The organism is Kitasatospora sp. NBC_01300 (assembly GCF_041435235.1).
Taxonomy (GTDB): Bacteria; Actinomycetota; Actinomycetes; order Streptomycetales; family Streptomycetaceae; genus Kitasatospora.
This window is the reverse complement of the sequence record NZ_CP108409.1, coordinates 928928-945000: the sequence shown is the minus strand read 5'-3', so window position 1 is coordinate 945000 and position 16073 is coordinate 928928. Positions and strand designations below refer to the sequence as shown.

Annotated in this window: 9 protein-coding genes and 2 rRNA genes (1 of these 11 cut by a window edge); 6 read left to right on the top strand and 5 right to left on the bottom strand. The window is 71.0% G+C overall.

Annotated elements, in window-relative coordinates:
- The 3 genes from OG556_RS37615 to OG556_RS37605 all read left to right on the top strand — a co-directional run.
- Positions 1–2700, top strand: a 23S ribosomal RNA gene (locus OG556_RS37615); it begins 420 nt to the left of the window's first position.
- 82 nt (positions 2701–2782) lie between these two features.
- Positions 2783–2899, top strand: a 5S ribosomal RNA gene (rrf, locus tag OG556_RS37610).
- Between the two features lie 259 nt (positions 2900–3158).
- Positions 3159–4247 (top strand): alpha/beta hydrolase, encoded by a 1089-nt coding sequence (locus tag OG556_RS37605; RefSeq protein ID WP_331744600.1) that lies wholly within the window; start codon positions 3159–3161, stop codon positions 4245–4247.
- A 6-nt stretch (positions 4248–4253) separates the two neighbouring features.
- Here the strand turns inward: OG556_RS37605 and OG556_RS37600 are convergent, their stop codons facing one another.
- The 5 genes from OG556_RS37600 to OG556_RS37580 are packed head-to-tail and all read right to left on the bottom strand — an operon-like array spanning position 4254 to position 10929.
- Positions 4254–5615, bottom strand: a complete 1362-nt coding sequence (locus OG556_RS37600) for an FAD-dependent oxidoreductase (RefSeq protein WP_331744598.1) — start codon at positions 5613–5615, stop codon at positions 4254–4256.
- Positions 5612–6403 carry an ATP-binding cassette domain-containing protein gene (locus OG556_RS37595; protein WP_331744596.1) on the bottom strand — a complete coding sequence of 264 codons (792 nt, stop codon included), beginning with the start codon at positions 6401–6403 and terminating at the stop codon, positions 5612–5614. The genes OG556_RS37600 and OG556_RS37595 overlap by 4 nt, the downstream gene beginning before the upstream one ends.
- Positions 6400–8277 (bottom strand): dipeptide/oligopeptide/nickel ABC transporter permease/ATP-binding protein, encoded by a 1878-nt coding sequence (locus OG556_RS37590; protein ID WP_371523207.1) that lies wholly within the window; start codon positions 8275–8277, stop codon positions 6400–6402. The genes OG556_RS37595 and OG556_RS37590 overlap by 4 nt, the downstream gene beginning before the upstream one ends.
- A 40-nt stretch (positions 8278–8317) precedes the next feature.
- Positions 8318–9340, bottom strand: a complete 1023-nt coding sequence (locus OG556_RS37585) for an ABC transporter permease (protein WP_371523113.1) — start codon at positions 9338–9340, stop codon at positions 8318–8320.
- The gene (locus OG556_RS37580; RefSeq protein WP_331744589.1) at positions 9337–10929 is read right to left on the bottom strand and encodes an ABC transporter substrate-binding protein; all 1593 of its coding nucleotides are present in this window, start codon (positions 10927–10929) and stop codon (positions 9337–9339) included. The genes OG556_RS37585 and OG556_RS37580 overlap by 4 nt, the downstream gene beginning before the upstream one ends.
- Positions 10930–11139: 210 nt before the next feature.
- Here OG556_RS37580 and OG556_RS37575 point away from each other — a divergent pair, with 210 nt between their 5' ends.
- From OG556_RS37575 to OG556_RS37565, 3 genes are all read left to right on the top strand, one after another.
- Positions 11140–12858, top strand: coding sequence for a DUF885 domain-containing protein (locus OG556_RS37575; protein ID WP_331744587.1), 1719 nt, complete (start codon positions 11140–11142; stop codon positions 12856–12858).
- A gap of 309 nt (positions 12859–13167) precedes the next feature.
- Positions 13168–13524: a DUF5132 domain-containing protein gene (locus OG556_RS37570; RefSeq protein ID WP_331744585.1), complete on the top strand. Its 357-nt coding sequence runs from the start codon at positions 13168–13170 to the stop codon at positions 13522–13524.
- A 194-nt stretch (positions 13525–13718) separates the two neighbouring features.
- Complete coding sequence (locus tag OG556_RS37565) at positions 13719–16022, top strand: ATP-binding cassette domain-containing protein (RefSeq protein ID WP_331744582.1); 2304 nt, start codon at positions 13719–13721, stop codon at positions 16020–16022.
- The last annotated feature ends 51 nt before the right edge of the window (positions 16023–16073 follow it).

Here is a 16073-nt window from a genome sequence, read left to right as displayed (position 1 = left end):
GTAGACGAAATCTGTACGGCTCGTTTGAGAAACTCCCAAGTAGCACGGGGCCCGAGAAATCCCGTGTGAATCTGGCGGGACCACCCGCTAAGCCTAAATATTCCCTGGTGACCGATAGCGGATAGTACCGTGAGGGAATGGTGAAAAGTACCGCGGGAGCGGAGTGAAATAGTACCTGAAACCGTGTGCCTACAAGCCGTGGGAGCGTCGTTCATCAGCTTGCTGGTGGGCCGTGACTGCGTGCCTTTTGAAGAATGAGCCTGCGAGTTTGCGGTGTGTAGCGAGGTTAACCCGTGTGGGGTAGCCGTAGCGAAAGCGAGTCCGAATAGGGCGGTTGAGTTGCATGCCCAAGACCCGAAGCGGAGTGATCTAGCCATGGGCAGGTTGAAGCGCGGGTAAGACCGTGTGGAGGACCGAACCCACCAGGGTTGAAAACCTGGGGGATGACCTGTGGTTAGGGGTGAAAGGCCAATCAAACTCCGTTATAGCTGGTTCTCCCCGAAATGCATTTAGGTGCAGCGTCACGTGTTTCTTGCCGGAGGTAGAGCACTGGATAGGCGATGGGCCTTACCGGGTTACTGACCTTAGCCAAACTCCGAATGCCGGTAAGTGAGAGCGTGGCAGTGAGACTGTGGGGGATAAGCTCCATGGTCGAGAGGGAAACAGCCCAGAACACCGACTAAGGTCCCTAAGCGTGTGCTAAGTGGGAAAGGATGTGGAGTCGCAGAGACAACCAGGAGGTTGGCTTAGAAGCAGCCACCCTTGAAAGAGTGCGTAATAGCTCACTGGTCAAGTGATTCCGCGCCGACAATGTAGCGGGGCTCAAGCACATCACCGAAGTCGTGTCATTGCAGCAATAGGGCCAACGCCTGCTGTGATGGGTAGGGGAGCGTCGTGTGCCGGGTGAAGCGGCGGTGGAAACCAGTCGTGGACGGTATACGAGTGAGAATGCAGGCATGAGTAGCGATACAAGAGTGGGAAACTCTTGCGCCGATTGACCAAGGGTTCCTGGGTCAAGCTGATCTGCCCAGGGTAAGTCGGGACCTAAGGCGAGGCCGACAGGCGTAGTCGATGGACAACGGGTTGATATTCCCGTACCCGCTTTGAAGCGCCAACGCTGAACCAGGTGATGCTAAGGCCGTGAAGCCGGCCCGGAGTCTTCGGACAAAGGGACGTGGTGGAGCCGCTGAACCAAGTCTGTAGTAGGTGAGCGATGGGGTGACGCAGGAAGGTAGTCCAGCCCGGGCGGTGGTTGTCCCGGGGTAAGGGTGTAGGACGAACGGTAGGCAAATCCGCCGTTCACATAGTCTGAGACCTGATGCCGAGCCGATTGTGGTGAAGTGGATGATCCTATGCTGTCGAGAAAAGCCTCTAGCGAGTTTCATGGCGGCCCGTACCCCAAACCGACTCAGGTGGTCAGGTAGAGAATACCGAGGCGTTCGGGTGAACTATGGTTAAGGAACTCGGCAAAATGCCCCCGTAACTTCGGGAGAAGGGGGGCCATTCCTGGTGACGGCACTTGCTGCCAGAGCTGGGGGTGGCCGCAGAGACCAGCGAGAAGCGACTGTTTACTAAAAACACAGGTCCGTGCGAAGCCGTAAGGCGATGTATACGGACTGACGCCTGCCCGGTGCTGGAACGTTAAGGGGACCGGTTAGCTCCACTTCGGTGGGGCGAAGCTGAGAACTTAAGCGCCAGTAAACGGCGGTGGTAACTATAACCATCCTAAGGTAGCGAAATTCCTTGTCGGGTAAGTTCCGACCTGCACGAATGGCGTAACGACTTCTCGACTGTCTCAACCATAGGCCCGGTGAAATTGCATTACGAGTAAAGATGCTCGTTTCGCGCAGCAGGACGGAAAGACCCCGGGACCTTTACTATAGCTTGATATTGGTGTTCGGTTCGGCTTGTGTAGGATAGGTGGGAGACTTTGAAGCAGCAACGCCAGTTGTTGTGGAGTCGTCGTTGAAATACCACTCTGGTCGTGCTGGATGTCTAACCTGGGTCCGTGATCCGGATCAGGGACAGTGTCTGGTGGGTAGTTTAACTGGGGCGGTTGCCTCCTAAAGAGTAACGGAGGCGCCCAAAGGTTCCCTCAGCCTGGTTGGCAATCAGGTGTTGAGTGTAAGTGCACAAGGGAGCTTGACTGTGAGACTGACGGGTCGAGCAGGTACGAAAGTAGGGACTAGTGATCCGGCGGTGGCTTGTGGAAGCGCCGTCGCTCAACGGATAAAAGGTACCCCGGGGATAACAGGCTGATCTTCCCCAAGAGTCCATATCGACGGGATGGTTTGGCACCTCGATGTCGGCTCGTCGCATCCTGGGGCTGGAGTAGGTCCCAAGGGTTGGGCTGTTCGCCCATTAAAGCGGTACGCGAGCTGGGTTTAGAACGTCGTGAGACAGTTCGGTCCCTATCCGCTGTGCGCGTAGGAGTGTTGAGAAGGGCTGTCCCTAGTACGAGAGGACCGGGACGGACGAACCTCTGGTGTGCCAGTTGTCCTGCCAAGGGCATGGCTGGTTGGCTACGTTCGGGAGGGATAACCGCTGAAAGCATCTAAGCGGGAAGCCTGCTTCGAGATGAGCACTCCCACCTCCTTGAGAGGGTAAGGCTCCCAGTAGACGACTGGGTTGATAGGCCGGATATGGAAGCCCTGTGAGGGGTGGAGTTGACCGGTACTAATAGGCCGAGGGCTTGTCCTCAGTTGCTCGCGTCCACTGTGTTGTTCTGAAACAACGACCCCAGCCCTGCCACGGGTTGGTGCGGTTGACAGTTTCATAGTGTTTCGGTGGTCATAGCGTGAGGGAAACGCCCGGTTACATTCCGAACCCGGAAGCTAAGCCTTACAGCGCCGATGGTACTGCAGGGGGGACCCTGTGGGAGAGTAGGACGCCGCCGAACAATCATTCACAGAGAACCCCTATCCGGGAAACCGGATGGGGGTTCTTTGCATTTGTGGAGTTGTGGCCTGGTGGCCGGCCCCGCTCCGATCCGATGGGCAGCGACACGGCGACACGGCGCCGGGGCAGGGCGCGCGTCGGACGGGTGCAGGGCGGGCAGCCCCCGGGGTGTCGAATGCGTGTTCGTGGGGGAGCGTCGGCGAGGGCGGATGCGGGAAGAACAGGGGAAGAGGTCGCCTCTCGGATGCCGTGGAGGACCGATGCGCCGGAACGGACGGGTGGCGGATGCCCTGCTCGCGTTGCTGAGCCGGGACTGGCTGGGAGTGCCGGTCGCGGTGCTGGTGGTGGGTGTGGGGGCCTGGCTGGTCGGGGGCGGTACGGGATGGCTGGTGGCGCTCGGGTGCCTGGTGGTGACCGTGGGTGTGGTGCTGGCGGTCGGTGCGGTGCGGCATCTGGTGCTGGTCGGCCGGGGCACAGGGGCGGGCGGGCCGCCGGGGCGGCTGGTCGGGGTGGGCGGGCGCCGGATGCACGTCCTCGCGGAGGGGGTTGCCGGGGACGGGCCGACGGTGGTCTGGATGCCGGGCGGACACGCGCCGGGCGAGGAGTTCGGGCAGCTGCACGCGATGATGGCGGCCCGGACCCGCTCGGTGCTGGTCGACCGGTTCGGCTCGGGCTGGAGTGACGTCGGGCTCTTCCCGAGGACGACGGCGGCCGAGGCGGAGGAGCTGGTGGCCGCGCTGGAGGCGGCGGGGGAGCGGGCCCCGTACGTGTTCGTCGGCCATTCCTTCGGCGGGCTGCTGGTCGCGAATGCCGCCAGGCGGCGGCCGGACGTGGTGGCCGGACTCGTGCTGCTGGATCCGACGCCCCTGGAGGTCATCGCCTTCGCGCCGCCCAACCGGCTGGTCACGGGCATGCGCCGGGAGTTCCTGCTGACGGCGGTGCGGCACCTGTTCGGTGTGCACCGGGTCCGCGGCCGTGGCGGCCGGACCGGCCAGTACTGCGCCAGCGCGTCGATCTTCGCGGAGCTCTCGCCCGTCGGCCTGGCGGAGGTGGGCTGGGAGACGGTGGTCTACGACGGGGACCTCGGCGACCTGCCGCTGGTGCTGGTCATCCCCCGCGACCTCACGGGCGGGGATTCGGTGCTGGCCGCCGCCGGGGACGCCGCCGAGGCCGAGCGGATCGCCCGCTTCTACCTCGGGGCCCGGATCCGCTACCTGGCGGCGTCGACCGCGTCCAGGGTGGTGCACACGCCGTCGGGCACCGGCCACGATTTCCCGACCGAGGAGCCCGGGTTCGTGGTCGGGGTGGTCGCGGATCTGGTGAGCGAACTGCGCACCCTCAGCCCATGACCGTGCTCAGCCCATGACCGTGCGGGCGGAGCCGCTCCGGACGGGGCGGCGGCGGGAGAACGCGCCCAGGTCCACGACGTTGCCGGTGTGCTCGCAGCGGTAGCGGATCGGGTCGCCGTCATGGTCGTGGCCGGCCTCGACCAGGTCGATCAGGGTCGCGAGGTAGCGGCCCACCAGCGGGGCGTTCTTGAACTGGTTGCCGCTCGTGCCCATGGCGACGTAGTAGCCGTCGAGGGCGGTGCGGTCGTAGATCGGGGTCCAGTCGTCGGCGGCGTCGTACACGCCCGCGACGCCGACGGGCCGGTTGGGGACGGTGATCCCGGGGAAGCGGCGGGCCGCGCGGGTCACCTGGGTGCGGAAGTGGTGGGCGGTGGGGCGCGGGTCGGCCTCGTCCGGGTCGTCGATCCACTCCGCCGGGTCGCAGTCGGGCTGGGTGCCGCCGATGAGCAGGCGGCCCCCGGCGGCCGGGCGCAGGTAGGTGCCGAGGTCGACGTCGGCGACGACCGGAAGCGACCCGGAGCCGACGGTGGAGTCGGCGGTGGGGCCGATGGTGGGGCCGGCAGTGAGGCCGGTGGTGGAGCTGTCGGGCGCGGCGATCTGGTGGACCTCCTCGCGCAGGGGGCGCACACCGATGGTGAAGTCGCTGCCGACACCCGCCAGCCGGTTGAGGCCTCCCGACCACGGGCCGGCGGCGTTGACCACGACCGGCGCGGCGATCCGGGCCCCGTCGGCCAGCCGGAGGCCCGTCACGCGGTCCGCGTGCCGGTCGACGGCCACCACGGTGCGGTGGAACAGGAAGCGCGCACCCAGCTCGCCCGCCGCGTCGGCGAGGTTCTGGGCCGCGAGCTGCGGGTCGTCGACGAATCCGGCGTCCGGGGTGAACAGGGCGCCGAGCTCACCGGCCGGGCCGTCGAAGAAGGCGTCGTCGTCGACGGGCTTCGGCGGCCAGTACCGCCCGGCGTCGATCCCGGGCAGGCGCTCGCGCAGCGTGGCGGTGTCCCACCGTTCGTACGGGACGCCGGCCAGGTCGAACAGGGCCGTGGTGTCGGCGGGTTCGGGGAAGGGCGGGTCGAGCAGCACGGCGCCGGTGCGGTGGAAGGCAGCGAGCGGGCGGCGGTCGGTGGCGAGCCGGAGGTGCTGGGGCCAGGACGCCCACAAGTGGAGGGACTCCCAGGCCGTGGCGACGCCGTCGAAGGTGGAGTAGTTGAACCGGACGATCGCGCTGGACGCGCCGGTCGATCCGTGGCCGGCCGCGCCGGCCTTGTCCACGACGACCACCTGCCGTCCGGTGCGGGCGAGTTCGAGGGCGATGGCGGTGCCGATCACCCCGGCCCCGACCACCACCGCGTCGGGTCGGTCGACGGTCATCGGGACCTCCGGGAGGGCGGTGGGCCGGACAGGCGGGGGACGGCGGCGAGGAGCTCCCGCGTGTAGGGGTGCTGCGGGTCGCGCAGGAGGGCGTCGGTGGGGCCCGTTTCGACGATCCGGCCGCGCTGCATGACCGCCACCGTATCGGAGACGTAGCAGACCGCGGGCAGGTTGTGGCCGATGAACAGCATGGACAGGCCGAGCCGTTGCCGGAGTTCGCGGATCGTGTTGAGGACGGACGCCTGCACCGAGACGTCGAGGGCCGAGGTGATCTCGTCGGCGATCAGGAGTCCGGGTCCGACGGCCAGGGCGCGGGCGACGGCGACCCGTTGGCGCTGGCCGCCGGACAGCTGCCGGGGCAGGCGGCCGGCGAGCCGGGGGTCCAGTCCGACGAGGTCGAGCAGTTCGGCGACGCGCTCGGTACGGGCGTGCCGGTCGAGCCGCTGGAAGACGGTGGCGGCCTCGACGAGGGTCTGGCGGACGGTCATCCGGGGGTCGAGCGCGGTGTCCGGGTCCTGGAGGACGATCTGGACCAGGCGGCCGAGCCGGCGCCGGGCACGGACGGTGCGGACTCGGACGTCCTGGCCGTCGACGAGGACCCGGCCGTCGTGCACGGGGGCGAGCCCGACGATCGCGCGGGCCAGGGTCGACTTCCCCGAGCCGGACTCGCCGACGAGCCCGAGCGTGGTGCCGGTCGGGACCTCCAGCGAGACGCGGTCCACGGCGGTGACGGGGCCGCGTGGGCCGTGGTGGCGGACGGTGAGGTCGCAGAGCCGCAGGTCGGTCATGACGGGTCCGCCTTCACCTGATGTTCCGGCACCTGTTCTGACGTCGCCTGGTCCGTTTCTGCCAGCGGCGGCGGGGGGTTCCAGCAGGCGACCCGCTGGAGCGCGTCGATGCTGTCCAGCCGCGGAGCCTCCCGGGCGCAGCGGTCCAGCCGGTACGGGCAGCGGGGTTCGAACGGGCAGCCCGGGGTGGGGGCGATCGGGTCGGGCGGCGTGCCCGCCACGGTGGGCAGCGGCCGGTCGCGGTCCGCGGTGAGGTCGGGCACCGAGGCGACCAGGGCCCGGGTGTAGGGGTGCCGGGCGGCGGTGGCGAGCCGGTCGGCGGGGAGGGCCTCGACGACGGAGCCCGCGTACATCACCAGGACGCGTTCGCAGAATCCGCTCACGAGCGCGATGTCGTGGCTGATGAACAGGACGGCGGCGGAGGTGTCCCGCCGCAGGTCGGAGAGCAGTTCGGTGATCTGCCGCTGCACGGTGGTGTCGAGGGCGGTCGTCGGTTCGTCGGCGATGATCAGGCCGGGCCGCATCATCAGGCCGGCGGCGATCATCACGCGCTGGCGCTGGCCGCCGGAGAGCTGGTGGGGGCGTGACCGCAGCAGGGCGGGGGGCAGGGCCACCCGTTGCAGGGCGTCCGCGGCATCGTGCAGGGCCTGGGTGCGGCTCGTGCCGAGGTGGGTGCGGGGTGCCTCGGTGAGCTGGGTGGCGATCCGGAGTGACGGGTTGAGCGCCGTGGCCGGGTTCTGGAAGACCATCGCCAGGCCGGTCGCGAGGTGCTGGTCGCGCTGCTTCGGCGTCATGGCGTCCAGGTCGGCGCCGAGCAGCCGGAGGGTGCGGTGGGAGACCCGGGCGCGTTCGGGGAGCAGGTCGGCGATCGCGAGCGCGGTGAGCGACTTGCCGGAGCCGGACTCGCCGACGAGTCCGACGATCTCGCCCGGCCGCAGGGCGAGGCTCACGCCGCGGACCGGCCGGATCGTGCCGTCCGGGGTGGGGAGTTCGACGCTCAGGTCCTCGACCTGGAGGACGAGGCCGTCCTCGGCGGGCCCGCTCGGCGCACTCGGCGCGACCGGACGCCGCGGTGTACGGCCCGCCGGGGTGCGTCGGGCGGCGCCTCCGGCCAGGACCTCGCCGAGCAGTTGGAACGTCACCGCGGCGTAGAGGATGGCCAGGCCGGGGGCGAGGGCGGGCAGCGGCTGGGCGTAGATCCGGTCGAGCCCCTGGTTGAGCAGTTGCCCCCAGTCGTAGCCGGGCGGTTGGACGCCCAGGCCGAGGAAGCTCAGCCCGGAGAGCGCGACCAGGGAGGTGCCCGCCGCCGTGGTCGCGGTCAGCAGCAGCGGTTCGGCGATGTTGGGCAGGACGTGCCGCCACAGCAGCCGGTGCCGGCGCAGGCCGAGGACCCGGGCGGAGGCCAGGTGGTCGGTGCCCGCGACGGCGGCGGCGAGGGTCTGGGCGAGCCGGGCGAAGCCGGGTACACCGGCGACGGCGAGGGCGAGCACCGCCCCGGCCGCGCCCGCGCCGAACACGACCGCGAGGAAGAGCGCGACCAGGAGCGCGGGGAAGGCGAGCAGGAGGTTGATCAGTGCCGCGAGCAGGCGGCGGGCGCGGGGGCCGACGACGGCGGTGGACGTGCCGAGGAGGATGCCCGTGCTCGCGCCGATCGCGGTCGCGGCCAGCGCGAGCAGCAGGGAGGGCCGGGTGGCGGTGAGGACCCGGGCGAGCAGGTCCCGTCCGAGGTTGTCGGTGCCGAAGGGGTGGGCGGTGGAGGGGCCTTGCAGCACCGCCGAGGGGTCGGGCTGGTCGGCTGCCGCGCCCCAGACGAGCGGGCCCGCCAGCGCGAGCACGATCAGCGAGGCCAGCATGGCGGTGGCGGCCCAGGCCATGGGCGAGCGGAGGTACCTGGTGGGAAGGGGCATCGGCACCTCAGCTCTCCCGGATCGTCGAGCGCGGGTCGAGCAGCGCCAGCAGCACGTCGACCAGGAGCGCGGCGAGCAGGACGGTCGTGCCCAGGATCAGGACCATCGCCTGGATCACCGGGTAGTCCTGCGAGCTCACGGACTGGGCCAGGGCCGAACCGATGCCGGGCCAGGCGAAGACCTTCTCCACCAGCACGGTGCCGGCGATCAGGGCGGGCAGCAGGCCTCCGGCGACGGTGAGTGCGGCGGTGGCCATGTTCGGCGCCGCGTGCCGCAGGTAGCGGCGCGGCGGTGACAGCCGCTTTCCGCGGGCGGTGCGCATGTAGTCCTCGGACAGCACTTTCAACGCCTCCACCCGGACGATGCGCACCAGGACGGCGGTGGGCGCCACGGAGAGCGCGAGGACCGGCAGGACGAAGGATCCGGCGCCCGCCGTGCCGGCCACCGGCAGCAGCTGGAGGCCGACGGCCAGCAGCGCGCTGAGCCCGGCGGCCAGGACGAAGTCGGGGATCCCGGCCAGGCCGGCGGTGAGCGTGGTGAACGCCAGCTCGCTGCGCGGGTGCCGGCCGTCCCGGGTGCGGACGGCGGCGAGCAGGCCGCAGGGCAGGGCGACGGCGAGGGTCACGAGGAAGGCCAGGCCGGCGATTTCGAGGGTGGCCGGCAGTCGGGTGCGGACGAGCTCCGCGACCGGTGTCGAGGTGACCAGCGAGGTGCCGAGGTCGCCGTGCACGAGGCCGTCGACATAGTGCCGGTACTGGGTCAGGAAGGGTTCGTCGAGCCCGAGTTGGTGGCGGCGTGCGGCCACCAGGGCGGGGGAGGCGTCGACGCCGAGCGCCGCGCGGACCGGGTCTCCGGGTACCAGGCGGATCATCGCGAACGAGGCGGTGAGCACGACCCCGAGTGAGAGGAGCAGCCGGGCGGTGCGCCGGCCGAGGAACACCGTCCAGGGGTGTCGCAGGAGCCGGGGCACGGGATGGCGTGGCAGGGGCGGCGAACGGCGGGGCACGGTCACGCGGGTTCCCCCGGTCATCGGTGCAGGCGGAGGCTGGTGGGGATGACCTGGCCGCCGAAGGTCGTGGCGAAGGTGGTGCTGTGCCCGTACACGGTGCTGCGGCCGTCGGCGATCGGCAGGGCGTCGGCGGAGCGGAAGAGCGCGGCGGAGGCCTGGTTCCAGGTGGTGCAGCCCGCGGTGTCCGGCTCCCGGAGGGCCTGGGCGACCAGGGCGTCGTATTCGGGGTTGGCCACGCCCGCGAAGTTGAGGCCCTGGGCGGGGGGCGGGCCGGAGAAGAACGGGATGAAGCCGACGGGCAGGGCGAAGCCGGGGGAGGTGCCGACGACGACGTCGAAGTCGCCGGTCTGGTACATGGCGTTGACGAGGGCGGGCAGGCTCTCGGTGACGAGCTTGACGTCGGCGCCCAGGGCCGTCCAGGAGCGGGCCATCAGCTCGGCGACGGGTGCCAGCGTCGGGCCGAGGTCGGGGCTGGTGATCAGGCGCAGCCGGAGCGGTCGGCCGTCCTTGGTGAGCCGGGCGTCGGCGGCGCGGGTCCAGCCGGCGGCGCGCAGCGCCGCGGTGGCGTCCTGTGCGGGCAGGTTGGCGGCGGCGAGGTCGGCGTGGCAGACGGCGCCCTGGGCGCCGAAGTCGGTGGCGGGTGCGCCGGTGCCGCCGACGGCGACGTTGGCGAGCCCCTGGCGGTCGAGGGCGGAGACCAGGGCCCGGCGCAGGGCCGGGTCGGCGAGGGGGCGGCCGGGGCGCTGGTTGAAGAAGGTCAGCCCGATGACGGTCGCCGCGTCGGCGGTGGCCAGGCCGTGGTCGGTGAGCCGGGCGCGGTCGGGTCCGTTGACGCTCGCGATGTCGATGCCGCCGGTGAGCAGCAGGTTGGCGGCGGTGGAGGCCTGGGGCACCACGGAGATGACGATGTGGGCGGGGAGGCCGGGTTCCGCGGTGGTGGCTCCGGCGGGCCCCCAGGTGTAGCCCTCGCGCACGGTGAACTCGTACGGCCCGCCCGGGGTGTAGTGGGTCAGCACGTACGGTCCGGTGCCCTGGGTGGAGCGGTCCAGGGACTGGGGCCGGTCGAGGCCGGCGGGGCAGACGATCGGCAGCAGTCCGAGCGTGCGGGTGAGAAACGGGAAGGGGGCGGTGGTGGTCGCCGTCACGGTGCCGGTCGGGTCGTCGGCGCTCGCGGTGAACGGGACGGTGGGCAGGACGGTCTGGGCGCCGGCGAGCTGGTGGGCCGGGTCGGCGGCGTAGGTGAGCGCGCGGGCGACGGCCGTGGCGGTGAGGGGGGTGCCGTCGGAGCAGGTGGTTCCCGGGCGGAGGGTGAAGGTGGCCGTGGTGGTGGTGGCCTTCCAGGAGGAGGCCAGGCCGGAGACCAGGGTGGCGTCGGCGGCGACGTTGACCAGCGAGTCGTAGGCGTAGCGGGCCGCAGCGGCGCCGAAGGCCGTGTACGGGTTGAAGCTGGGCGTCTCGCTGGCGGCCGCGATCCGTACGGTCCCGCGGTCCACGAGGGGACCGGTCGTGGAGGAGGGGGCGACGCTGCCGCAGCCGGTGAGTGTGCCGGCCGTGACGGCCGCGGTGGTCAGGGCAGCCGCCAGCGGGACCGGTAGGGGGCGACGGGGCATGGCGTCATGGTGCCACCGAGTGCTGGTGCTGGCGAGTCAACTCACCTGTACGGCAAGCCTGTTCGAAAGGTCTGGGCCGTGTGCCGCCTTGGCGGGCGGAAGGGGTCACGGGTGGCGGGGGCCGATCCGGTTCACCCGTTCGGGGGGTGCCGTGGCCGGTTGTGTGCGGACCGGGGTGGCCGGGCGGCGGGTCCTCGGCAGGATGGCGGGATGACGACGAATGAACCGGGCCGGGAGATCGGTCGGCTGGCGGACCGCTACTGGGAGTTCCTGTTGGAGCGTGACCCGCTGCTGCGGGCCCGGCAGGGGCTCCCGGTCGAGTCGCTGCCGGGGGTGTCGCCGGCCGAGGCCGAGGAGCGGGCGCGGTTCGCCGCGGGCGTCGTGGAGCGGGTCGGGGCGGTGGTGGAGGGGGCCCGGGCGCTCGACGGCGCGGAGCTCTGCGGCGCCGATGCCGATACGGCCGCCTTCCTCGTGGGGTCGGCCGAGCAGGAGCTGCGGGCCCACCGCTGCTACTGGCTGACGCCCGCCGTCACGCCGTACCAGCTGTTCCCGTTGTCGCAGTACGTCGATGCCGTTCTGCGGCCCCACCGATTCGACCGACCTCCGGATGCCGAGCGGTACTTGGTGCTGGTGCGCGAGCTGGCCGGGGTGGTCGGCTCGATCGGCGACAAGGTGGCGGGGCAGGCCGCGCGCGGCTTCCGGGTGCCGGCGCCCGCTCTGCCCGGGGTGCGGGCCACCCTCGCGGGCCTGCGGGCGTCGGCGGCGGAGCGCGTCGAGGTGGACGAGGGCCGGCTCGGCGGGCTGGGGCCGGCCGAGCGAGGGCGGGTCCGAGAGGGCGTGCGGCGGCTGGTGGAAGCCGAGTTGCTGCCGGCCTTCGACGGCCTGCTCGCCGTCGTCGACGGTCCGGACCGGCTGCGGGAGGCGCCGCAGGCCGTGGGCTGGGCGCGGTACGAGGGCGGTGAGGAGGCGTACCGGGAGTTCGTCCGGACGTACACGGGCGGTGGGACGCCGCCCGAGCGGCTGCACGAGCTCGGCCGCGAGCAGTGCCGCGAACTGGCCGAGCGGATGCGGGAGGTCCGTACCACCCTCGGATTCCCGGGCCCCGAGGAGGAGTTCCACGAGCGGCTGCGGAGCGAGCCCCGGCTGTACGCCCGCACGCCGGAGGAGGTCGAGGCCCGCTACCGCCGCTACCTCGACCGGCTGGCCCCGTTGCTGCCGCGGTGGTTCGCCGCGCTGCCGGACGCCCCGTACGGGCTGGCCCGGTTGGATCCGGCGCTGGAGGCGGGGCTGACGTTCGGGTACTACCAGCAGCCCACGGCGGCGGACCCGGTCGGACGCTACCGCTACAACGGCTCGGGGCTGGAAGGGCGGTCGCTGCTGGGCGCGGCCTCGCTGATCTACCACGAGCTGGCTCCGGGCCACCACTTCCACCTGGCCCGCCAGGCGGAGAACCGGGCGCTGCCCCGGCTGCGCCGTGAGGTGGCCGGGTTCGGCGCGTTCAACGAGGGCTGGGCCGAGTACGCGGCCGGTCTGGGCTGGGAGATGGGCCTCTACGACGACCCGTGGGACGCGTACGGGCGCCTGGCGCAGGAGCGGTTCACCGCGCAGCGCCTCGTCGTCGACACCGGGCTCAACCTCGGCACCATGGGGTTGGAGCAGGCGCGGGACTTCATGCGCGCCAACTCCACCGAGGCGGACGCCCAGATCGCCTCGGACCTGCTGCGGTACTCGACGGACCTGCCGGGGCAGGCGCTGTCCTACCGGGCGGGGTATCTGGAGTTCGCCCGGCTGCGGGAGGGGGCCGAGGCCGGCCCGGGCGCCGGGTTCGAGGTGCGGGCCTTCCACGAGGCGGTCCTGGGCGGCGGCGGGCTGCCGTTTCCGGCTCTGCGGCGGCGGGTGGCACGTGAACTCGACGGGCCCGATCAGTGAAAAAAGAATATAAGTGGATTGTCGTGTGGGCATTTGTTCGTTAATCCAAGCTACAAAAAAGGGCCGAGAGCACTCGCATGAGTGAAACCGGATGAGAAGGTTTGGCTCCGATGGACCCGGCTCGACTACGGTGAAGCGAGAGCGGGCGGTTGATCCATCGAGTGCGGAATTCATCCCGGCGGGAAATCCGGTGGGGAGCGTCGAATTCCGGAGTCGGGTGCTTCCGTCCGCCTAGTCGTGCGGTGCTCCGGTGCGTCCGCAGTTGCCCGGGGTCCCTGTCATACGTCCGCGTAGAGAGGATGGAGCAACATGCCGCCCCTAGTACCGCCCTTCCTGGTCGGCCTCATCGTCGCGCCACTGGCCAAGCGTCTCCTCAAGCCGCTGGTGCGAGGCGTCGTCAAGACGTCCGTCGGCCTCGTCCTCGAGGTGAAGAAGGCGGCCCACGAGGCCGGAGAGAACATCCACGACCTCGCGGCCGAGGTGGCCGCCGAGGTGGTGGCCGCGCAGGTCTCCGCCGGCGACGGCGCAGCCCCCTCGGGTGACGGCCAGCGCGTCGCCGAGGGCGCCGCCCCGAGCAGCGGGAAGGACGAGGCCGCCGCCCGGGCCGAAGCCGAGGCGAGGGCCCCGAAGATCCGCGTGGGCGCCGGCGCCGGCAAGGTGCACTGACGGTCTGCCTGGCGACCCCGGCCGCCGTGTGAGCGCACTTTTCGGTCGATCCGGAATGCGGCTCCCGCGCGGCGGCCGGCTGCGGGCCTTTCGGTAGCAGCAGTTTCCCCTCAAGAATTCCCACTTCGTCGCAGTGATCCCGTCGTGCCCGTGACGGCCTTTCTCGCGACCTCCGCAAACAGGTGATCGTACACATGCCCTCTCTGCTGGGTGCCGCAGCCGGATACCGCTCCGTGGACGTGGACGCGGACGTGCGCCCGCGCTCGGTCATTCCGGGCCGGCAGCGCTGGGACGTCAAGCTGGTCGTCGGGCGGCCCCGGACGGCCGAAGTCCTCGCCGCGGCCCTGCGGCGCGTCCCCGGGATCAGCGAGGCGCAGGCCAGCCCGGTCACCGGCGGGGTCCTCGTCCGGCACGACGCGCGGGTGAGTGCCACGGACGTCGGCCGGATCGTCCGCAGAGCCGTCACCCTGGTCGCGCAGGGCCCGGCCGGCGCGGGACGCCGGGCGCCCGACCGGCCCGGCGCCGCACCGGCTCCGCGGGTGGACCGCGGCATCGTCGTGCGCCCCGTGCTCGCCGTCGGGGGCGGTGTGGCGGCCGCCGTCGCGCTGGTCCGCGGGTCGGCGCTGAGCAGGCAGCTGGTCGCGCTGGGCGGTGTGGCGGCGGCGACCGCAGCGGTGGCCCGGAAGGCCTGGCGCCGGACGGTCGACACGACCCGGGAGCTGTCCGGGGCCGGAGCCGCACGCCACCCCCTGCTGGAGATCGTCGGACCGCACCGGAAGCGGTTCTACCGCGCCACCACACTGTCGGTGGCCTGCCAGGTCGCGGAGATGGCGCTGGGCACCTTCCTCGGTTGGACGGGACTGGTGCTCATCAAGGGCCAGGCAGGTCCGTTGGTCAGCCTCGGCCTGACCACCGCGTCGGCCCAACTCCTGGGCCTGGCAGGGCTGGTGGCGGCCGCCTGCGCCGCCGTGGCGGGCCTGTCGTACGCGTCGAACCTCCAGTGGCGCGGGCTCGGCCAGGACATCGAACACGACTGGCGCAGCCGCACGTACGCCCATGTCCAGCACCTCGAACTGCGGCACCTGGAGGGCGAGCGGACCAGCCGGGTGGCCGGTGCGCTCACCGAGGACGTCGGTCAGTTGGGCGCCTTCTTCGCCACCTCGGCCAACGACGTGCTGCACCTGGGGACCAGCCTGACCATCCTGGTACCGGTGTTCCTGCTGATGGCGCCGCAGATCGCCTGGATCGCCCTCCTGCCCATCCCGGTCATCGCCTGGCTGTCGCTCCACTATCAGGACAGGGTCGCGGCCGACTACGCCGTCTCCGGCGAGAACCGGGCCAGGCTGCACAGCCAGCTGGTCAACACCCTGGAGGCCGGAGCCACCGTCAAGAGCTTCTGCACCGAGGACTACGAGGCCGACCGGATCGACGGCTTGAGCGAGGCGGTCCAGGAGAGCAACCAGCAGACCGCACGGAGCACGATCCGCCACGCCGAGACCGTCCGGGCCTGCACGACCGCCTCCATGGCGGGCACCCTGCTGGTCGGCGGCCGCGCGGTGCTCGACGGCACGCTGCGCTTCGAGGTGTTCAGCCCGTTGATCGGGTTGCCGCAGATGGTGCTGTTCCGGATGAGCCGGCTCGGCGGCATCGTCGACCAGTACCAGCGCACCCTGGCCGCCTACGACCGGGTCCAGCGGCTGCGCGCCCTGCCGGTGGAGGCCGAGGGCACCGGCGGGCCGCTCGACGTCGAGGCGGTGAAGGGCGAGATCGTCCTCGACGGGGTGACCTTCGCCTACCCGGGCCGGCCGCCGGCGCTGGAGGACCTCTCGCTGACCATCCCCGCCGGGCAGGTCACCGCCCTCGTCGGCGCCACCGGCTCCGGCAAGACGACCATCGCCAAGCTGCTGATGCGCTTCCAGGACGCGGAGTCCGGGAGCGTGCTGCTCGACGGGCGCGACGTGTCCGACGTGCCGCGCCGGGACCTGCGCCACGCGATCGGGTTCGTCGCCCAGGATCCGTTCCTCTTCGACGGCAGCATCGCGGACAACATCCGCTACGGCAGCTTCGCTGCCTCGGACGAGGCCGTGGTCGAAGCGGCCGCGATGGCCGAGGCGCACACCTTCATCGCGACGCTGCCGGACGGCTACGACACGGTGATCGGCGAACGCGGCGCCGCACTGTCGGGCGGACAGCGGCAGCGGATCGCCCTGGCCCGCGCGATCCTCAAGGACGCGCCGGTCGTGATCCTCGACGAGGCCACCTCCGCCGTGGACAACGAGACCGAGGCCGCCATCCAGCGCACGCTGCGCGGCTTCGCGGCCGACCGGACGATGGTCATCATCGCCCACCGGCTCTCCACCGTCCGCCATGCCGACCGGATCTACGTCATGGACAAGGGCGGCGTGGTGGCCGAGCAGGGCACCCACGACGAACTCCTGGCCCGGCACGGACTCTACGCATCCCTGTGGCAGCTCCAGGCCGGCGAACTCGCCGCCTGACCGCAGCAGCCGCGCCACACCCGCCACCCGCCCGCCGACCGCGTGACGCCA